Raw genomic sequence first — 19,866 nt, 5'->3', positions numbered from 1 at the left:
GGTCTAATAAATAAATGCAAAGTGCGCCGGGATATCGCCGGTTGTGACCGTCCATTTCTTTTGTCCGGCGGTGTTAAAGCAGTACAGCTTGCCTGGCGACACGTAATTTTTGGCGTCTGTTACAAAAACCTCTTTGGTAATGGGATGGACAGCTATTCCGTAAGGAATGGTGATGGACTTATCGGTACCGTCTGAAATAAACCCTCTGTCCATCAATGTCTCATTCTTCACGTTCAGCATACCATAAGTTACCGTAAATTTAGCCTCATCGTAACTCCATTCCGATCCATAGTAATAGGCTATGTCTCCGTCAATCACCAGGTTGCTGACGGCAATATCAAAAGTCTTTTTCACCTCATCCGTCTTGGTGTCTATCACAAACATTTTAGAAGGAATATCATAATAATCACCTCTCGAGGTTACATACAAATCACCATACTGGTCTGCTTTTAACCTGTGCAGGTTTATGGCCACAGCGATATTTTTAATTACAGCAAATGAATTCAGGTCAACCACAGAAACGGTTCTTTCGTATGCACCCGGACTATAACCTCCTGAATTGGCCACATATAGCTTTTGTCCCACAATAGCCATTTCTTCCGGTTGCCGCCCGACGTCAACCCTTTTCACTTCGGTCAGTGAAACTGTATCTATCTGCACCACAACTCCATTCGGTGCCTTAGGGTCGCCCACCTTGCCCAGGTATGCGCTCACATAAGCCTTTCCATCCTTAAAGGTGATATACCTGCAATTGGTAATGTTGATCTGAGTAATGCGTTTACCAGTCCTGACATCTAGAACCTCTACTTTATTAGAAACGTTGACTACTATATATAGCTTGGAACCATAAACTCCTATGTCGTTTGCCACATCCCCAAGCCCCTTTACGATCGAAGGATTAACCTCGTTGTAAATGTTTCTCCGGTAAATACCTTTGGTGTAATCCATATAATCCAATGAGGCCTTGTTCATATTCATATTGCCCTCATTAACGAGGTAAAATCCCTTAACAGTACTTAGCGGATCAGGAGGTATAACTTGTTGCTGCTCTTCAGGAATTGGCTTAAGGTCTTTACGGCAGGATGCCATAAGTACAGAAAAAGCAATCAGGAGAATTAAATTTTTCATGGCGACTAATAGTTATAGGTTAATCCAAAGCGATAATGGCGGCCTGGCATGGGGAAATTCTCTATTACCGCATAATCCTGATTCAGCAGATTGTTGATCTCGGCGTTGATGCGTATTTCTCTTTTATTCCAACGGGTATTGTAGTGTACCGCCGCATCGTGTGTGTACCATGGCCTTACATAATTATATATGTTATTGGTGCTTTGGTTGTAACGCTCGCCGGTATAAATGAAACTATAATTTGCTGAGAAGTATTTATAGGCAGCACCTGCCATAAATGATCCGCTGTGTACCGGAACATAAGTGATCTGGTCTTTATAACTTGGCGAGCTTGGCGCTGCATCGATAGCTTGCTGATAGGTGTAGGTGAGAGCGGCAGTAAGACTTAGATCAGAGGCCAACTGCCATGCTGACTGTATATTTACATCTAATCCCTTAATTTCTACAAGCCCAAGATTTACCATACTCCACCTCGCCTGGTTATTGCTCGGTACGGCCACTATTTTGTCTTTCACCGTGTTGTAATAAGCATCGGCTTGTATGGAAAACTGGCTCAATAACTTATTTTCATAGGCTTTAAGATAAGTAAAGCCCAGATCATATTGTTTGGTATACTCCGGTTTCAAAACAGTGAATCCGTAAGGGGTGTAATAAAGATCGTTAAATGTTGGCATCCTGAAAATGCTTTTGAAAAATGAGCGCAACCTGAACTCCTTTTGGTTAAAGGGTTGCCAGGATACCAGGATTGTAGGTGTAAGTTCATTTCTGTCCGGATCTTCAGGTCCACGCTTTGTGCTGTCGTACTTAAGCGTGCTCAACAAACTGGCCTGGAGGTCCAGCCTTTCAAAATGGAGTTGTGTAGCCAAAGCGGCTAATATTGTATTCCTTACAGGATATGAAAAGCGGTACAGATCGGCATTTAGCTTATTCCATTGGTAATCGGCCGACAATACCACATCCCAATATTTCGTCAGTTCCAGTTTATTGGCCAAAGAAACATATATTTCCTGCTGGTAGTAGTTGTTTTCCTGCAAACCATCGACAGTGACAATATCAGGATTAAGATAACGCTGGTAATCGTTGGCATACTTTGCTGTGGCCAGTAAACTGTATTTGCCAACAGTTTTTTCATAGGCCGACTGCGCAAAAAGGTTCCTGTTCCACATCCTTTGCGAAAAGGCAAATACATTGTTTACAACCGCACCTGGTAGTCCCTGGTTATCTTTATAACCATACAATTTAATCCTCCATTTACTGCTATCAGGCAATACCCCATTTAGCCCCAGCTCCAAACGCATGGTTTCAATATCGCCATCCGTCCGCACTGCTGTAGTATCGTATACGCCATTGGTAGCGCGAAACTTGTAACGGCCATTTGCATTTTTATATTCGGCACTGACTGAGCTATAAACACTATTGCTGATTTTACTTTGCCACAATAGAGATGGATTAACCAATCCAAATGAGCCCCCTTTTATGGCTGCTCGGATTTTCTGTGTCCTGCAATTAGCAAAGTCGGGTTGTTTGGATTTAAGATATAGCGAACTTCCAGAGGCAAGACCTTTGGCCGATTGAAATATAGAGCTCTTCTGACCGTTATACAGTTCTATCTCCTCAATGTTATCGAGCGAAAATTTGCCAAGGTCTACCTGCCCGTTCTGGGCATTGCCCAATTGCACGCCGTCATAAAACACCGCTGTATGGTTGGTACCCATACTGCGAACATTGATGGTCTTCAATCCGCCAATGCCACCATAATCTTTCAATTGTACCCCGGAGAAAAAACGAACCGCATCTGCAACAGATAAACTGTTCAGTTTCTGAAGCTCCTCGCCTGATAATATTTGTAGAGGAGTAGATGAAGTTTGTCTCCTGCTGATTTTTATTTTCTTGATATTGACTTCATTGAGTTGATTTACCTTACTCAACGAATCAGTACTTACGTGTTTAGGTGTATTGTTTTGGGCGGATGAAACCAATGGCACAAAAGCACCACATCCTATAATGGATGCAGCAACTAAAAAAACACAATTTAATGCCTTTACGACACTTTTGTTTCTTATCATTTTGATGTGAGTTGATTACCCACAGCAAACAGTTAGATCAAGGAAATGAAATACAATAAACAAGCACTCACTCCAAGCTTCAATCCCCGAAAGCTATGAAATATTACCACTCTTGGCAGGTCTTCTGACTTACTCCCGGTATTCTGCCTTCCCAATTGCGCTCCCTAAGGATTACAAAAAGTGGCTTCGATTAGAACACCGTTATAGAGCTTACAGCTGCGGGACAGTTCCGGAATTACACCGTATTCCCTTTTAATCCTGAACAAATTAGTCAGAAACCAAAAGCGTCGCAAAGGTACTCAATATTTCAGCCAGGAACAAACTTTATGGTCTTTGTTTATTATGCTTCCTTGAATGGTTGTTCTAGTAAATGTGAGCTTCAGAGTAGCTATATATAGACGACATAATTACAGGGTCCTTAAACTATCCTTGGACTATGGTTGAACTATCCATGGACACAATAAGGATAGTCCAACCATAGTCCAACAATATAGGAAGGATTGTTTAATTCAGTTATCTATATGTAGGTTTATAGTAGGCAATGCGTTTTCTTATCAAAACTGCCTGGTTGAGCGTTACTCTTTGAGCAACTGCTGTTTGATTTCTTCAAGCTTCTTACCCTCTTCTTCTACAAGTACAGGAAACTTAAGGTCAAGTTTTTCAAAAGCATCGCTCAATATTTTACTGATTGCCAGTCTGCTATACCACTTTTGGTCTGCCGGAACAATATACCATGGACATTCATCTGTCGAAGTCTCCTCAATAGTCTGTTCGTAGGCTTTCATATAATCGTCCCAAAGCTGACGCTCCGCTATGTCAGCCGAAGAAAATTTCCAGTTTTTTGCAGGGTCATCGATCCTGTCCAGAAAGCGTTCTTTTTGCTCCTGCTTGGAAACGTATAAAAAGATTTTGATGACCACCGTGCCATTGGCGCTGATGTGCTTTTCGAAATTCCGGATACTCTCGTAACGCTGTTTCCAGAATTTCTTGTCAATTTGCTTTACATCACTATAACCAGGGATATTTTCTTTCAAAACATACTCGGGATGCACTTTACAGACCAATACATTCTCGTAATGAGAACGGTTGTGTATGCCTACCCTTCCCCTTTCAGGTAACGCTTTATAATGCCTCCATAGAAAGTCGTGCTCATATTCTTCAGAATTTGGGGTCTTGAAACTATAAACCTGACACCCCTGTGGATTTAAGCCCGACATCACATGCTCAATAGCACTGTCTTTTCCAGCAGCATCCATTGCCTGAAAAATGATCAAAATGGAATGTGAATTGGCCGCATAGAGGGTTTCCTGAAATTTACTCAGTTGTCCCTTTATTTCTTCCAGAAGGTCTTTACCATCATCTTTGACTAATTCCCCCTTATAACTCGTACTATAATCTTTTAATGATATCTTCTTGCCCGGTGTAGCAAAATATTGTTTAATCTCGTCTTTCATATCAGGTGATGTTTGACTTTAAATATATAACAAAAAGCTTTATGTGCGCTCTGGTATTAAAAAATAGGCTGACGGAGGAAATTTAAGTAAATTAATTACGTTAATTTGTACTGCAAGTTTTAACACTATTTAACATTAACAGTTTTACGTTTTTTTGATCTTTATCACATGTTTAAAGAAATTCGCAATAAGTACATACGTTATTCAAGCATAGTCCTCTTTTGTATCATCATCTTCTTTTGTGCGTTGCAGCTAAACTTTTTATGGTTATTCGGCTATTCCCCTTCATATAAAGACATTAAGGTCCCGACACTTAGGGTAGGGTCTGAATTATATACAGCAGACGGCAAATTAATCGGCAGGTATTTTAAAGAAAACAGGACACCGGTAAACTTCAACGAAATTTCCCCGAGCATCATCAATGCATTGGTAGCAACCGAGGATGTTCGCTTTTATAAACACATGGGAATCGACTTCCGCTCGCTTTTATCAAGCGGTATATCCACAGCGACCGGTGATAAAAGAGGCGCCAGCACCATTACCCAGCAGCTCGCCAAAAATTTATACCGGACCAGATACAATAAATCACAAGGACTACTGAGCCGTATACCATTGGTACGCACCATTGTTGCGAAGCTTAAAGAATGGCTGACTGCTGTAAAACTGGAATCTAACTATTCGAAGAACGACATTATCACCATGTACCTGAACACTGTTTCGTTCGGAAATAATACCTATGGGATAAAAACCGCATCAAGAATTTACTTTGACAAGGAAGCAAACGAGCTTGATGTTCCGGAATCGGCACTTTTGATAGGAATGCTAAAAGGTACTTCGATGTATAACCCTATCAAAAATCCGCAGAGATCACTGGAGAGAAGAAATGTGGCACTGTCGCAAATGAATAAATATGGTTATATCAATAGCCAGCAATTGAATGAATTCAAAGCAGTTCCTCTAAAACTTAAGGAAGGCAGAGTTGACGAAGGAAGTGACGGGGATTCTTATTTAAGAGCTGCTGTCGATAAATATCTTGAGAAATGGTGCAAGGATAACAATTACGACCTCTATGAAGATGGATTAAAAATATACACTACCATAGATTCTAAACTGCAGGGATATGCAGAAGAAGCTGTCATAGAGCAGATGAAAGTCATCCAGAAGAGATTTTACAATGTCTGGGGCAATGAAGATCCCTGGGAAGATTCTGAAAAACAAAAGGTAGATTATCCGAACAGGGCAATGAAAAACCTTCCTATCTATGCCATGCTTCAGAAGAAATATAAAGAAACTCCTGACTCTGTAGAAGCTTATTTCAACAGAAAAAAGAAGATGAAGATCTTTACCTGGAAGGGCGATAGGGATACTTTATTCTCTACCATGGATTCTATAAAATATTATGGAAAAATCATGAATACAGGCATGATGACTATGGATCCGTTTAGTGGAAAAATTAAAGTTTGGGTTGGTGGTGTCGACCACAAATTCTTTAAATACGACCATGTAAAGCAGGCGAAAAGGCAAGCTGGGTCGACCTTCAAGCCATTTGCATATCTCGCCGCACTTGAAAGCGGAATGAGTCCATGCGACAAGTTCACCGACAAACCTGTAAGGATCGCTTATCAGGAAAAAGGTAAAACCGAATACTGGGAACCAAAAAATTCGGATTGGAGCATTAGCTACAGAGAAATGTCGCTCAGATGGGCAATGGCCAAATCCGTAAATACAATTACAGCGCAGGTAACGGAAAAAGTAGGTGCGGAAAATGTAGTAAAATGGGCGTATGAGTGCGGTATAGAAAGCGACCTTGCTCCTGTTCCTTCTGTCAGCTTAGGTCCTAATGACGTATCTGTATATGAAATGGTAAGAGCTTATAGTACTTTTCTGAATGAAGGTGTCAGGACTGACCCTATCCTGGTTGAAAAAATCACCGATCAGGACGACAATGTCATTGAAGAATTTAAAGCCAAAACAAAAAGAGTGCTGTCTGAAGAAATCGCATGGCTAATGCTTTACATGTTCAGAGGTGGTATGGAAGAACCTGGAGGAACATCTCAGGCCCTTTGGGAATGGGATTTATGGAAAAACAACAACCAGATCGGTGGTAAAACAGGTACTTCCTCGGATTATGTAGATGCATGGTATATGGGCATCACTAAAGATCTGGTTACCGGAGTGTGGGTGGGCTGCGATGAACGTACGGCACATTTTAAAAATGGCGAAACCGGTGAAGGGTCTAGAACTGCTTTACCAATCTTTGCCAAATTCATGGAAAAGGTTTACAAAGATAAAACCACCGGATATACAGAAGGTCCTTTCCCTAAATGGAAGGGTAAACTGGGCAGGGAAATCAACTGTCCTACTCCAAGATACCAGGTGGATACCTCAAGTACAGATAGTCTTGCTGTAGATTCAACAGATTTTGAAGTACCTGCGGTAGAACAGCATCCTGTTCCTGTACAGGAAAACCCGGTTAAACCGGTAGAAACTAAAACTTCTGAAGTGGCAAAACAACCGGCAACTGAGCTTCCGTTGACGAAAAAAGAAGAACGGCAGCTGAAAAGAAAGCAACGACAGGAAGAGAAGGAAAGGGAAAAACAACAGAAAAATAATGTGCAGTAAACCATTGGGCTAAAGTATAATCAGTTCAATAATTACTAAAACTATTTTGGGGAATTTTGCGTAAATTTAAAAGAACAACAACTAAACTAAAATCATAATATGATCATGAACTCTACATTTCTGAGAAGGCTAATCCCACTGTTAATCATTATCATGATATCTATCGCTTCTGTTCATGCACAATATTTTGGGCAAAATAAAGTGAGGTATAAAAATGAAAAGTTTAAAGTGCTTCAAACTCCGCATTTTGAGATCTATTATTATCTGAAAAATGAAAAAATGATCGAAAAATTTGCTCAGGATGCGGAAACCTGGTACAAAATGCATCAGGAGATATTCAGGGATACCTTCCTCAAAAAAAACCCAATCATACTTTATAATAACCACCCTGATTTTCAACAGACTACAGCTCTTCAGGGAGAAATAGGCATAGGTACCGGCGGTGTTACTGAAGCGCTTAAAAATAGAGTAATTATGCCTATAATGGAGTTAAATAACCAAACCAGGCACGTTTTGGGTCATGAGCTTGTGCATGCTTTCCAATACCATATCCTCCTCGAAAAGGATTCTGTAAGTATGGAAGGTGTAAGCCAGATTCCGCTATGGATGGTTGAAGGTATGGCTGAATATTTGTCTGTTGGAAAAACTGATGCTTTTACCTCTATGTGGATGCGGGATGCACTCTTAAATCGCGATATACCATCATTAAAAGACCTTACTAATTCAAACAAATACTTCCCCTATCGTTATGGACAGGCTTTCTGGACCTTTATCGGTTCGGTTTATGGTGATACAACCATCGTTCCACTGTTTAAGTCTACAGCAAGGTTTGGCTATGAAAATGGACTGAAATACACCTTTGGATACGATGACAATACTCTTTCTGGTTTATGGAAAAATGCAATAGAAAAACATTACCGTCCGATGCTAAGGGCAGACAGTTCCCAGATCAAGATCAGCGGAGCTAAAATCATTGACAACAAAAATGGCGGAAGTATGAACGTTGCTCCTGCTTTGAGCCCCGATGGAAAATACCTTGCTTTTATGTCTGAAAAAGATCTTTTTGGAATAGATTTATTCTTAGCGGATGCGAAAACAGGCAAAATACTTAGAAAACTAAGTAGTCAGGTATCTAATTCTCATATTGATGATTTTAATTTTATAGAGTCAGCAGGTGCATGGTCTCCGGATGGAAAGCAATTTGCATTTAGCATCTTCAGTAAGGGCAAAAATCAGTTAATGATCGTGAACGTGGACAATGGTAAGGTTTCACTCCGCGTGGATATGTCTCATGTGGAACAATTTGGAAACATTACCTGGTCGCCAAACGGCGATGATCTTGCTTTTTCCGGAATGGTTGAAGGCCAAAGTGATATTTTTTCTTACAACCTGAAAACAAAAAAGATTACTCAGATCACCAATGATGTATATTCTGATTATGCACCAAGTTACTCTCCTGATGGTAAAAAACTTGTTTTCTCTTCAGATAGGGCCTCTTTATTAAAAAGTGGCACTAATGCTGTTCACCCAATCAATTTGACGGTTTACGATTTAGAAAGTAAATCATTATCTGATGTACCTGTTTTCCCAGGAGCCAACAATTTAAATGCACAGTTTTCCGGCGATAGTAAAAGACTATTCTTTTTGTCAAATCGCGATGGATTCAGGAATTTATATGAATACAATTTAACTGACAACTCGGTAAAACAACTGACTGATTATTTTACAGGAATTAGTGGTATCACGGAGTTCTCACCTGCTATATCGGTATCAAGGAATGATGACATTGTTTATAGCTACTATCGTTCGCAGCGTTATACTTTATATAACTCGCCATTAAGCAATTTCAAGTCAAGACCAGTTGATGCGAATGCTGTAAATTTTGACGCTGCAATATTGCCTCCAATGGAAAGTAATGGAGTGGATATTGTAAACTCAAATCTCGGTAATTTTGAACGATTTGAAAAAACAACAACTGATTCAATGAAATTGGTTCCTTACAGACCAAAATTCAAATTAGATTATCTTGCGAATAGTGGCGTTGGTGTTTCCACTAGTCGTTTTGGAACAGGCGTTCAGGGTGGTATTGTAGGAATGTTCAGCGATATTATCGGCCGAAATCAAATCATTGCAAATCTTTCCATCAATGGGGAGATCTATGACTTCGGTGGCTTGGTCGGCTATATTAACCAACAAAGTAGAATCAATTGGGGAGTTGCCTTATCTCACATTCCGTATATTACCGGATTCAGAGAAATCGTTCCTGAGAAAATTGACAGAGGAGACGGCACTATGATTGACGTTTATAGCGACAGAACTAACTTAATCAGGACGTTTGAAGATCAGGCTCAACTTTTCGCAGCGTATCCTTTCAATAAAGTACATAGATTCGAAGCCGGTGGTGCATTTTCGCGCTATAGCTATCGAATTGACAGGATCAGTAATTATTATGAAGATTTAGGCGGTGGAGCAATTGGCTATTATATTGGGTCGGAGAAAGCAAAAGTACCTACGAATCAGGCATCGCAAGAACTCGGGGTACCATTCAATTCATTTTCTATCTTTCAGCTCAATGCTTCTTTTGTTGGAGACAACTCTATATCCGGCATTACTTCTCCATTGGATGGATTCAGATACAGACTTGGTGCTGAAAGATATTTTGGAGATTATAGCTTCTCTGCGTTTACAGTAGATGTAAGAAAATACATACGTCTAAAGCCAATTACATTAGCGGCCAGAACGTATAACTACATAAGGGTTGGACGAGATGGTGAAAACCTCTACCCTCTGTACGCTGGTTATTCATACCTTATAAGAGGTTATGAAGCTAATTCTTTCTATAGAAGCAATAATGCAAACCCTGGTACATTTGATATCAATCAATTATCTGGAAGTAAAATTGCCGTTGTAAACCTGGAAGTACGCTTACCATTTACAGGTCCTAAAAAGTTGTCTGCAATTCCATCCAAGTTTTTATTTACGGATCTAAATCTATTTTTCGATGCAGGAGTAGCATGGGATGAAGATTCTAAAGTAGCTTTCAAAGACCAGCCAAATGGTATGCTCCTACCTAATGGCAAACCTGCGGAAAGAGTTCCCGCATTGAGTGCAGGTATCTCACTCAGAGTAAATGTCTTCGGATATTTTGTTCTTGAACCTTATTATGCCTTTCCTTTTCAGCGTAAAGATGTATCTGCCGGAGTATTCGGGCTTACATTTGCACCAGGCTGGTAAAAGAACATATAGTCATTTTCAAACAAGACATATCAATATACGTCTTGTTTGAAAACTTAAGAAAGCATTCCAAATGGCAGATTAACCTGATTGATCAGCTTCTTACTGGAAATGATGTGCTCAAAATCTAATCCTATAGTAAGATCAACCCAATCTGGATTACAAGACCTCACGACCCGTTCCTTCTGCATTCTTGTAAATCTGCTCATCAATTTGAATCTGCTCAAAGCCTGGGCTTCAGTTTTGAACTCTTCAAAATATACCAGACGCGTTAATTGTTGTGCATTATCGAAAAACAAACTTGGCATTTGCTTATAAAAATCCAATGTTTTTATCAAATCAGAACTCATTCCTACGTGTAAGCTGGTGCGATTCCTGTCTGTCACAATGTATACGAATTTTTTCATGGCCTTTGGCTTTAATATTTACAAACTAATTTAATTAGTACTCTTATTGGATATTCAAATTAATATTACTAACTTTATTGGCACAATAATACTAACTATTTTAGTAAAAACAAATAAATATTAAATTTTTATTTTATGTCAAACATTTCATCGAACCTTAAGTACTTAAGAAAGAAAAAAGGCCATACACAACAGCAATTTGCTGATGCAATGGGTATTAAGAGATCACTCATCGGAGCCTATGAAGAAGACAGAGCTGAACCAAAATACGATTTACTAAAGAAAATAGCAGAATACTTCGAACTTACTATTGATGAATTCATCAATGAAAATATAAATGAAGACTGGAAACCAAAGCCAAAAAGCCAGGGATCTAATTTGAGAGTCCTTAGCATTTCAGTTGATAAAGACGACAATGAAAATATAGAAATGGTTCCTGTAAAAGCAAGTGCCGGATATCTAAACGGCTTTTCAGATCCGCAATACATTAAAGACCTGCCCAAATTTCAACTACCACTTCCTTTTCTTAGACAGGGAACTTTCCGCGCATTTGAAATCATGGGAGATTCCATGCTTCCAATACAACCTGGCAGCATCATCCTTGCAGAATACCTGGACAATTGGAATGACGTAAAAACAGGTGAAACCTATATCATCATCAGCAAAAATGAAGGAGTGGTATATAAAAGAGCTGGCAATCGTTTCAAAGAAAATAAAGATTTAAAATTAATATCAGACAATAAAGTATACGATCCTTATACGATATCTGCGGATGATATTCTTGAGATCTGGAAAGCAAAAGCCTACATATCTTCTACTCTTCCAGATCCGACTCCCGAACCTACTATAGAAACCTTGACAAATATGATGTCTCAAATGCAGAAATCTATTTCTCAATTAAATAAAAACTAAGTTTTATACTTGTCCTGCTTAAATAAAAATGAACAATAGTTATTTAAAAATTTAGCAGGACAAGCATACTTTATTCTGCTTTCTTTATTTTTGAGACAAATGGATAAAGCCGAACAATTTATAAAAGACAGGTTAAAAGCCAAAACAGAACACGGCTCATTAAGAAAACTCAGCACAAAATCATTTGCTGTAGATTTCTCTTCTAATGACTACCTCGGATTTGCAAGATCTTCTGAGCTCAAAAGTGTAATTGAAGACAACTTATCACAAATACCTCAATACAAAAATGGTTCAGGTGGTTCACGTTTGCTCAGCGGCAACCATATGTTTACTGAACAAACCGAATTACTTATAGCTAAATTCCATTCTGCAGAAAGCGGTTTAATTTTCAATTCCGGATACGATGCCAATCTCGGTCTGCTATCATCGCTCGCTCAACGTGGGGATACCATAATTTCCGACGAATTTATTCACGCAAGCCTCATTGACGGTGCGAGATTAACTCATGCAAATCGTTATACATTCAAGCATAACAGTATTATCGATCTTGAAGCCAAGTTAAGCTTAGCGAAAGGTAATGTATATGTAGTCGTCGAGAGTGTATATTCGATGGATGGCGACCTTGCTCGTCTAAAAGAAATCAGTGATCTGTGTAAAAAATATCATGCAGCGCTAATTGTAGATGAAGCTCACGCATTAGGCATTTTCGGCGATCATGGAAATGGACTGGTCCAGCATCTGAAACTCGAAAACAGTGTATTTGCAAGAATTGTTACTTTTGGCAAAGCGCTGGGTGCACACGGAGCTATCGTATTGGGCAGTAAAATTTTAAGAGAATACCTCATCAATTATTCAAGGTCATTTATCTATACTACAGCTGCTCCACTGCACAATATTGCAGTAATCAAAAGTGGGTATGACATGTTGATCGAAACCGATTATACCGCCTTGATTCAAGACAGGATACAATATTATACTGAAGTGGCCAGAGCTTCGTCCATGCCGATAAGCATTGGCAAAAGTGCTATACAAACAATTCTTTACCATAATAATTCTGAGGCAAAGAATGCGGCAGAATTACTTCAATCAACAGGACTGGATGTACGGGCCATATTAAGCCCGACGGTTCCAGAAGGAAGAGAACGTTTAAGAATTTGCCTTCACACATTCAATACGGATAAAGAAATAAAAACATTAATCGATACATTATCATCTATACAAGAACATGGGTAATATTTATTTTATTACAGGAATAGGCACAGGAATAGGAAAAACCATTGTTAGTGCGATCCTTACTGAGAAGCTAAATGCAGACTATTGGAAACCAATTCAATCTGGAGATCTTGAAATCAGCGACAGTCTACTGATTAAACATCTGATAAGCAATAAAAAAACGACTATACATCCCGAAAGATACCGTCTGGGCCAGCCCTTATCGCCACATTTATCCGCAAAAATAGATGGTGTTAAAATTTCCGTAAGTGATATTGACATTCCGCCTACTACAAATGACTTGGTTATTGAAGGTGCAGGGGGATTAATGGTTCCGCTTAATGACGAGGAACTTATATTAGATCTGATTAAAAAATTGAAGGCTAGAGTGATTGTAGTTAGTCAAAATTACCTGGGTAGTATCAATCACACTTTACTTACGTTAGAAGTATTCAAATCAAACAACATCAATATCGAAGGTTTGATTTTTAACGGCATAGCTAATCAGGAAAGTGAAGATTATATTAGCAAATATAGCAATGTAAAGATCTTGGGGAAAGTACCCAAGTTGAGCATCATTGATAGCGAAAGTATTGCTAATTGTAGACAATATATCTCTATATAATTCCAAACGTTGAAATAATTAATAGCACATAAAAGTATCTGCAACAAAAAAGGAAGCCAATAGCTCCCTTTTTTCATTATAACTTAAAGTTATATCTATTTTACTGCATCAATTACAGCTTTAAAAGCTTCTGGATGGTTCATTGCTAAGTCAGCCAAAACTTTACGGTTTAAACCGATGTTTTTGTTAGCCAATTTACCAATTAATTGAGAGTAAGATATACCGTGTTGACGTGCACCAGCATTGATACGCTGAATCCACAATCCACGAAATTCTCTTTTCTTAACTTTACGGTCACGGTATGCATATTGCAAACCTTTTTCTACCGTATTTTTAGCAATGGTGAAAACCTTGCTTCTTGATCCCCAATAGCCTTTGGCTAAATTTAAGACCTTTTTCCTTCTTCTTCTCGAAGCTACTGCGTTTACCGAACGTGGCATGTTTTAATTGTTTTTGATAAACGGTGTTGCGTTTTACAGCAAACTTATCTACCGGTTACCTGGTTTAAAATTTAATTATTTACCGATTGCAAGCATACGTTTAACGTTGCCCATGTCAGCATCAGACACCATTGAAGTCTGACCTAAGTTACGCTTACGTTTAGTCGACATCTTTGTTAAGATGTGGCTTTTGTAGGCATTCTTCCTTGCGATTTTACCTGTTCCAGTAAGCGAAAAACGCTTTTTAGCACTGGAATTGGTTTTCATTTTTGGCATAACCTGTGTTTATTTATGTAATTTATTTATTTTTTAGCAACTTTTGGTGCAAGTGTCAAAAACATCCGCTTTCCCTCCAATTTAGGCAGTAATTCTACTTTACCTATATCTTCCAGGGCCTGCGCAAATTTCAAAAGCAAAATCTCTCCTTGCTCTTTGTAAACAATTGCTCTTCCTTTAAAGTGAACATACGCCCTAACTTTCTCACCATTCTCCAGGAAACTAACTGCATGCTTTAGTTTAAACTGGAAATCGTGATCATTGGTATTAGGCCCGAATCTAATCTCCTTAATAACAGTTTGCTTAGCATTAGCTTTAATCTCTTTCTGCTTTTTCTTTTGTTCGTAAACAAATTTGCTGTAATCGATTATTCTACAAACAGGAGGAACAGCATTTGGAGAAATCTCCACTAAATCCAACTCCAATTCATCTGCCATGGCCAAAGCTTTTGCCAAAGGATAAATCCCCGGTTCAACATTATCCCCAGCTAACCTTACCTCTTGTGCCCTGATAAACTGATTAATATTATGTTCTGCTTCTTTTTTCTTAAAAGGAGGACGTGGTCCCCTATTAAATCCTGGTCTGCCTAATGCCAAATTTGTATCTTATTTAAACTGTTATTTCTTTAATTAATAATTCACTAAATTCCTGCAGTGTCATTTCTCCTAAATCTCCCTCACCATGCTTCCTCACTGACACCTTTCCTTCTGCCATTTCCTTATCACCGATAATCAGCATATAAGGTATCTTTTTAACTTCTGCATCTCTGATTTTCCTTCCGATTTTCTCATCACGAAAGTCAATCAGCCCGCGAATATCGGAATTATTTAGTTCATCTGAAACTTTTTTTGCATATTCTTCATACTTTTCAGAGATAGGAAGAATAATAAATTGTTCAGGAGAGAGCCATAACGGGAAATTACCAGCACAATGCTCTATCAAAACCGCAATGAAACGCTCCAGAGAACCAAAAGGTGCTCTATGGATCATTACCGGTCTGTGCTTCATATTGTCGCTGCCTGTATACTCCAGTTCAAAACGTTCAGGCAAATTATAATCTACCTGAATAGTACCCAACTGCCATTTTCTACCCAAAGCATCTTTTACCATAAAGTCAAGTTTTGGACCATAGAATGCTGCTTCTCCGTATTCTACTACTGTTGGTAAACCTTTCTCAGCAGCTGCTTCAATGATCGCATTTTCTGCCAGGTGCCAGTTTTCATCACTTCCAATATATTTAGCTCTGTTTTCAGGGTCCCTCAAAGAAATCTGGGCTATATAATCGTTAAACCCTAGAGATTTAAAGACATAAAGTACCAGATCTATCACCTTTTTAAACTCTTCCTTCACCTGATCAGGCCTGCAAAATAAATGCGCATCGTCCTGGGTAAAACCACGAACACGTGTCAAGCCATGTAGCTCTCCGCTTTGTTCGTACCTATATACTGTACCAAACTCAGCAAAACGCAAAGGAAGATCCTTATAAGACCGTGGTTTTGTTTTATAAATCTCACAGTGGTGTGGACAGTTCATCGGCTTCAGAAAAAACTCTTCGCCTTCTTGAGGTGTCTTTATTGGTTGAAATGCGTCTTTTCCGTACTTCTCATAATGTCCTGAAGTAATATACAAGTTTTTATGACCAATATGCGGGGTTATTACCTGTTCGTATCCTGCCTTACCCTGCGCTTTAGTCAAAAACTGAACTAAACGTTCCCGTAAAGCTGCCCCTTTAGGCAACCACAATGGCAATCCCATACCTACCTTTTCAGAAAAGGCAAATAATTCAAGTTCCTTACCCAATTTTCTGTGATCGCGTTTCTTCGCCTCTTCAATCATTTGAAGATATTCAGTCAGCTCGCTTGCCTTAGGAAAAGTAACACCATAAATACGTGTCAGCTGTTTTCTGTTTTCATCTCCTCTCCAATAAGCACCGGCAACATTCATCAATTTAACTGCTTTGACAAAACCGGTATTTGGAATATGCGGACCGCGGCACAAGTCCGTAAACTCACCTTGTCTATAAAAAGTGATCTTTCCATCTTCCAGTCCCTCTAAAAGGTCCAGTTTGTACTCATCACCCTTTTCATTAAAATAAGCAACAGCATCAGCCTTAGAAACAGATTTCCTTTCAAATACTTCTTTCTGCTTTGCAAGCTCCAGCATTTTAGTTTCTATCGCCTTAAAATCATCAGAAGAAAACTCTCTGTCGCCAAAATCCACGTCATAGTAAAATCCTGTCTCTATCGCCGGACCAATACCAAACTTAGTTCCCGGATATAAAGCTTCCAATGCTTCAGCCATAATATGGGCTGATGAATGCCAAAAAGTAGCTTTACCTGCAGTATCATTCCATGTCAATAGCTTTAAAGAAGAATCAGTTAAAATGGGTCTTGAAGAATCCCATACTTCTCCGTTTACTTCTGCGGCTAAAACATTACGGGCTAAACCCTCTGAAATGAATAATGCAATTTGATGGGCGGTTGTGCCCTTTTCGTACTGACGGCTTGAGCCATCAGGTAATGTAATGTTAATCATCTACAACTATGATTTAAAAATTAATAAAAAATGTATATTCTCAATCACCTACAAAGTGATCCTTAGTTATTGCAAAGATAACAAAACAAGATGGTACCGCGATTAAAAAATTAATACTCAGTACTCTCCAGCCATCCATTGGCTAAAACATCGGCTAAATGCATGGTTTTAAGTGGTATATTATTCTTATCAATATAGCCTTGCAGCTGCATCAAGCATGATAAATCAGTGGAAATAATGTATTCTGCCTCTTGTTCCAGCGCATTATTCACTTTCTGTTCCGCCATTGCAGAAGAAATCGCATCAAATTTAACAGCAAAGGTTCCGCCAAATCCGCAGCACATATCCGTATCTTTCATCTCTACTATTTCCAGACCATGAACTTTAGAAAGCAGCAAGCGAGGTTCCTCTTTGATTTTACATTCTCTCAACCCACTACACGAATCGTGATAAACCGCTTTACCATCAAGCTCAGCACCGAAGTAATCACGTTTCAATACATTTATTAAAAAGTCTGACAGTTCAAAAATATTGGCCTGGATATTCCTGCATTTATTATGCACTATTGTATTGGTAAATAAATCGCTATAACCCTTTTTAACCATGCCTACACATGATGCAGAAGGGGCCACTATATAATCTGTCTCCGAAAAATCATTTAAAAACTTATTCCCTATTTCTTTAGCTTGTTCCCAATAGCCTGCATTATAAGCTGGCTGACCGCAACAGGTCTGTGCGGAGTTGAAAAATACTTCACAACCGCATTTTTCCAGCAATTTAACTGTATTAAATGCAGTTTCTGGATATAACTGGTCTACAAAGCAAGGCACAAACAATTCTACTCTCATCTCTATATCTTAAATCTGGGGGTTAACCTTAATTGATTTAGGCTCTATACTTCTAAGCATCAATAAAAACACCAACCCAACTACAAAAAATAAGGCCAATGCAATCACCGAATTACGCATACTACCCGTGAACTCTTCAATGTAACCAAAGCTAAACATTCCGATCACAATGGCAATCTTTTCAGTGACATCGTAAAAACTAAAGAATGCGGTATGATCGGGACTCTCCTGGGGTAGAAATTTAGAATAAGTGGAACGTGATAATGATTGAATACCTCCCATAATTAAACCCACTACCCCAGCTAAAAAATAGAATTGCAATTCTGTTCTTACGTAAAATGCCGAAATACACACACCAATCCAAACCACCAGAACCCCTATCAACACACTTACGTTACCGAAAAACTTTCTGGAAAGAAAAGACATCAGCATCGCTCCTGGTATCGCAACCAGCTGCAATAATAAAATAACTGCAATCAGTTTCTCAGTTGACAATAACAATTCTTTTTCTCCAAAAATCGTAGCTACAAGCATTACTGTCTGTACCCCCATCGAGTAAAAGAAAAAAGAGTATAAAAAGCGTTTCAGGTAAGCCATTTGCTTCACCTGCTGCCATACCTTACTCAACTCTTTAAAACCACTGGTCATGATATTATTCTTTGGTCTTTCAAAATTAGGGCTGCCTTTAGGTAATTTCCTAAATGGTATCTGAGCAAAAATGATCCACCAAAGTCCCACTAATAGAAAAGAAAATCTTGAAGCATGTGCTTTTCCTGATAAACCAAAAACCTCAGGAAAGAAAACAAAGACAAAACACAGTATCTGAAGCAAAATACTACCTATATAGCCATAAGCATATCCTTTTGCACTCACAGCATCCTGTCGGTCTACCGTAGCAATCTCCGGCAGATAAGAGTTATAAAACACCAGACTACCAGAATAGCCAATAGCTGCTACAATAAAAAGCAGCATGCTAGCTTGAAGGGTATCGACATCAAAGTAATACAATCCGCAGCAGGATATAGCTCCCACATAGGTAAATGTTTTCATAAATACCATCTTGTTACCCCGGCTATCTGCTATAGACGACAAAATAGGTGACAAAATTGCAATAACCAAAAAAGCAAAAGCAAGCGCATAGCTATACAATGATGAGTTTACAAAACTATGACCCAAAAAAGTGACATAATCTATCGTATTCTGATCTTTATCACTAGTTATCAGCGTATAATAAGTAGGAAATATCGTAGTAGTAATCACCAAATTATAAGCAGAATTAGCCCAGTCAAAGAATGCCCATGACCGAATGGTCTTTTTGTTGTTTTTTTGTTCCATGTATCGATTAAGAGGACTAAAGTAGCTAAAAAACCAGAATCACCACTAATTTACTTTTTCAAGTTTGGTAGCACCGGACTTTTTTTCATCTACTTTTTTGGGGTTCCCTTTATAATAGATTTCACTAGATCCTGATGTTCTTACTTTAAGCTCATTCAGAACATTGATATTAGCTTTACCAATCCCGTCTATATCGATATCATAAACACCTGACAAAAAGCCAAAAGCATTTACCCTAGCCGTCCCTTTGGTGTCCAGATCATGTACCCCGGCTTGCCCCGTTAGGGTCAACAAGCTATTTCCATCTATTTTCGTGACTAGCTTGGCAACACTCAGATCCAGACTCACATCAGATGTTCCTGTAAACTTAAAATCCACATCATTTCCATAAATTCTGCCATCTCCAACAATCTTTACAGTACCATCTGCATTTATTTTCTTCAGCTCCCCAATTCCCGCATACACCACTATCGAATCAGATCCGCAATATTTACTATCATCCAGTTTCACCTTCAGCTCCCTCCCGCTCACATCGGCAGTAATGTGTTTCATAATATTTGAATCGGCTTCTATTCTTATAGAATAAGTACTATCCTGTTTGAGCACCAATTTAATTGCACCTTCTACTTTGATCTGATCAAAGTTTTTCACCACACTTTCAATATGCACATTTTTACCGGAGTCTTCAATACATTTAGAGGTACAACCTGCCAGCAAAACAGGCAAAACAAGAGCTATAATTGATATTTTTTTCATTTGGGCAGTATTAATA

General features: G+C 38.8%; 16 protein-coding genes and 1 riboswitch. Of the genes, 5 read left to right on the top strand and 11 right to left on the bottom strand.

Annotation, left to right across the window (positions count from 1 at the left end):
• Nucleotides 1-3: 3 nt before the first annotated feature.
• The 3 genes from FA047_RS04130 to FA047_RS04120 all read right to left on the bottom strand — a co-directional run bounded on the left by FA047_RS04130 (nt 4) and on the right by FA047_RS04120 (nt 4,648).
• On the bottom strand, nt 4-1,128 hold the full coding sequence (locus FA047_RS04130; RefSeq protein WP_136834699.1) for a YncE family protein: 1,125 nt from the start codon (nt 1,126-1,128) through the stop codon (nt 4-6).
• Nucleotides 1,129-1,133: 5 nt separating this feature from the next.
• Entirely contained in the window at nt 1,134-3,194 is a 2,061-nt protein-coding gene (locus FA047_RS04125) for a TonB-dependent receptor (protein WP_136834698.1), read from the bottom strand.
• Between the two features lie 97 nt (nt 3,195-3,291).
• A riboswitch (cobalamin riboswitch) is annotated at nt 3,292-3,492 on the bottom strand.
• Between the two features lie 277 nt (nt 3,493-3,769).
• Nucleotides 3,770-4,648 (bottom strand): polyphosphate kinase 2 family protein, encoded by an 879-nt coding sequence (locus FA047_RS04120; RefSeq protein ID WP_136834697.1) that lies wholly within the window; start codon nt 4,646-4,648, stop codon nt 3,770-3,772.
• 168 nt (nt 4,649-4,816) lie between these two features.
• Here FA047_RS04120 and FA047_RS04115 point away from each other — a divergent pair, with 168 nt between their 5' ends.
• Complete coding sequence (locus tag FA047_RS04115) at nt 4,817-7,270, top strand: transglycosylase domain-containing protein (protein ID WP_136834696.1); 2,454 nt, start codon at nt 4,817-4,819, stop codon at nt 7,268-7,270.
• A gap of 105 nt (nt 7,271-7,375) precedes the next feature.
• Nucleotides 7,376-10,504 carry a peptidase MA family metallohydrolase gene (locus FA047_RS04110; RefSeq protein WP_317130907.1) on the top strand — a complete coding sequence of 1,043 codons (3,129 nt, stop codon included), beginning with the start codon at nt 7,376-7,378 and terminating at the stop codon, nt 10,502-10,504.
• A 56-nt stretch (nt 10,505-10,560) separates the two neighbouring features.
• Here FA047_RS04110 and FA047_RS04105 read toward each other — a convergent pair whose 3' ends face one another.
• Entirely contained in the window at nt 10,561-10,911 is a 351-nt protein-coding gene (locus tag FA047_RS04105; RefSeq protein ID WP_136834694.1) for a GIY-YIG nuclease family protein, read from the bottom strand.
• A gap of 135 nt (nt 10,912-11,046) precedes the next feature.
• On the opposite strand from FA047_RS04105, the gene FA047_RS04100 reads away from it, so the two are divergent.
• The 3 genes from FA047_RS04100 (at nt 11,047) to bioD (ending at nt 13,660) form a co-directional block, all read left to right on the top strand.
• Nucleotides 11,047-11,823: an XRE family transcriptional regulator gene (locus FA047_RS04100; RefSeq protein WP_136834693.1), complete on the top strand. Its 777-nt coding sequence runs from the start codon at nt 11,047-11,049 to the stop codon at nt 11,821-11,823.
• Between the two features lie 99 nt (nt 11,824-11,922).
• Entirely contained in the window at nt 11,923-13,056 is a 1,134-nt protein-coding gene (locus tag FA047_RS04095; RefSeq protein WP_136834692.1) for an aminotransferase class I/II-fold pyridoxal phosphate-dependent enzyme, read from the top strand.
• Nucleotides 13,049-13,660 carry a dethiobiotin synthase gene (gene bioD, locus FA047_RS04090; RefSeq protein ID WP_136834691.1) on the top strand — a complete coding sequence of 204 codons (612 nt, stop codon included), beginning with the start codon at nt 13,049-13,051 and terminating at the stop codon, nt 13,658-13,660. Before FA047_RS04095 ends, bioD begins: the two co-directional genes overlap by 8 nt.
• Before the next feature lie 95 nt (nt 13,661-13,755).
• Here the strand turns inward: bioD and rplT are convergent, their stop codons facing one another.
• The 7 genes from rplT to FA047_RS04055 all read right to left on the bottom strand — a co-directional run bounded on the left by rplT (nt 13,756) and on the right by FA047_RS04055 (nt 19,850).
• Nucleotides 13,756-14,100, bottom strand: a complete 345-nt coding sequence (gene rplT / locus FA047_RS04085; RefSeq protein WP_136834690.1) for a 50S ribosomal protein L20 — start codon at nt 14,098-14,100, stop codon at nt 13,756-13,758.
• Between the two features lie 75 nt (nt 14,101-14,175).
• The gene (gene rpmI / locus FA047_RS04080; RefSeq protein ID WP_048905002.1) at nt 14,176-14,376 is read right to left on the bottom strand and encodes a 50S ribosomal protein L35; all 201 of its coding nucleotides are present in this window, start codon (nt 14,374-14,376) and stop codon (nt 14,176-14,178) included.
• A gap of 26 nt (nt 14,377-14,402) precedes the next feature.
• Entirely contained in the window at nt 14,403-14,972 is a 570-nt protein-coding gene (infC, locus tag FA047_RS04075) for a translation initiation factor IF-3 (protein ID WP_136834689.1), read from the bottom strand.
• A gap of 13 nt (nt 14,973-14,985) precedes the next feature.
• Nucleotides 14,986-16,911 carry a threonine--tRNA ligase gene (thrS, locus tag FA047_RS04070; RefSeq protein ID WP_136834688.1) on the bottom strand — a complete coding sequence of 642 codons (1,926 nt, stop codon included), beginning with the start codon at nt 16,909-16,911 and terminating at the stop codon, nt 14,986-14,988.
• A 110-nt stretch (nt 16,912-17,021) separates the two neighbouring features.
• On the bottom strand, nt 17,022-17,759 hold the full coding sequence (locus FA047_RS04065) for a (Fe-S)-binding protein (RefSeq protein WP_136834687.1): 738 nt from the start codon (nt 17,757-17,759) through the stop codon (nt 17,022-17,024).
• Nucleotides 17,760-17,768: 9 nt separating this feature from the next.
• Nucleotides 17,769-19,094 carry an MFS transporter gene (locus tag FA047_RS04060; protein WP_136834686.1) on the bottom strand — a complete coding sequence of 442 codons (1,326 nt, stop codon included), beginning with the start codon at nt 19,092-19,094 and terminating at the stop codon, nt 17,769-17,771.
• Between the two features lie 45 nt (nt 19,095-19,139).
• The gene (locus tag FA047_RS04055; protein WP_136834685.1) at nt 19,140-19,850 is read right to left on the bottom strand and encodes a head GIN domain-containing protein; all 711 of its coding nucleotides are present in this window, start codon (nt 19,848-19,850) and stop codon (nt 19,140-19,142) included.
• Nucleotides 19,851-19,866: the final 16 nt, after the last annotated feature.

It is taken from the genome of Pedobacter frigoris (genome assembly GCF_005116445.1).
Taxonomy (GTDB): Bacteria; Bacteroidota; Bacteroidia; order Sphingobacteriales; family Sphingobacteriaceae; genus Pedobacter; species Pedobacter frigoris.
The sequence above is the reverse complement of the archived record's forward strand: the minus strand, read 5'-3'. Positions and strand labels throughout refer to the sequence as shown.

What these genes read in the sequence shown, in the direction of transcription:
- FA047_RS04120 (WP_136834697.1), bottom strand. Translation starts at nt 4,648, where the DNA reads ATGAAAGACGAGATTAAACAATATTTTGCTACACCGGGCAAGAAGATA.
- FA047_RS04105 (WP_136834694.1), bottom strand. Translation starts at nt 10,911, where the DNA reads ATGAAAAAATTCGTATACATTGTGACAGACAGGAATCGCACCAGCTTA.
- FA047_RS04100 (WP_136834693.1), top strand. Translation starts at nt 11,047, where the DNA reads ATGTCAAACATTTCATCGAACCTTAAGTACTTAAGAAAGAAAAAAGGC.
- FA047_RS04055 (WP_136834685.1), bottom strand. Translation starts at nt 19,850, where the DNA reads ATGAAAAAAATATCAATTATAGCTCTTGTTTTGCCTGTTTTGCTGGCA.
- bioD (WP_136834691.1), top strand. Translation starts at nt 13,049, where the DNA reads ATGGGTAATATTTATTTTATTACAGGAATAGGCACAGGAATAGGAAAA.
- thrS (WP_136834688.1), bottom strand. Translation starts at nt 16,911, where the DNA reads ATGATTAACATTACATTACCTGATGGCTCAAGCCGTCAGTACGAAAAG.
- FA047_RS04115 (WP_136834696.1), top strand. Translation starts at nt 4,817, where the DNA reads ATGTTTAAAGAAATTCGCAATAAGTACATACGTTATTCAAGCATAGTC.
- FA047_RS04095 (WP_136834692.1), top strand. Translation starts at nt 11,923, where the DNA reads ATGGATAAAGCCGAACAATTTATAAAAGACAGGTTAAAAGCCAAAACA.
- FA047_RS04110 (WP_317130907.1), top strand. Translation starts at nt 7,376, where the DNA reads ATGAACTCTACATTTCTGAGAAGGCTAATCCCACTGTTAATCATTATC.
- FA047_RS04060 (WP_136834686.1), bottom strand. Translation starts at nt 19,094, where the DNA reads ATGGAACAAAAAAACAACAAAAAGACCATTCGGTCATGGGCATTCTTT.
- FA047_RS04125 (WP_136834698.1), bottom strand. Translation starts at nt 3,194, where the DNA reads ATGATAAGAAACAAAAGTGTCGTAAAGGCATTAAATTGTGTTTTTTTA.
- FA047_RS04130 (WP_136834699.1), bottom strand. Translation starts at nt 1,128, where the DNA reads ATGAAAAATTTAATTCTCCTGATTGCTTTTTCTGTACTTATGGCATCC.
- rplT (WP_136834690.1), bottom strand. Translation starts at nt 14,100, where the DNA reads ATGCCACGTTCGGTAAACGCAGTAGCTTCGAGAAGAAGAAGGAAAAAG.
- rpmI (WP_048905002.1), bottom strand. Translation starts at nt 14,376, where the DNA reads ATGCCAAAAATGAAAACCAATTCCAGTGCTAAAAAGCGTTTTTCGCTT.
- FA047_RS04065 (WP_136834687.1), bottom strand. Translation starts at nt 17,759, where the DNA reads ATGAGAGTAGAATTGTTTGTGCCTTGCTTTGTAGACCAGTTATATCCA.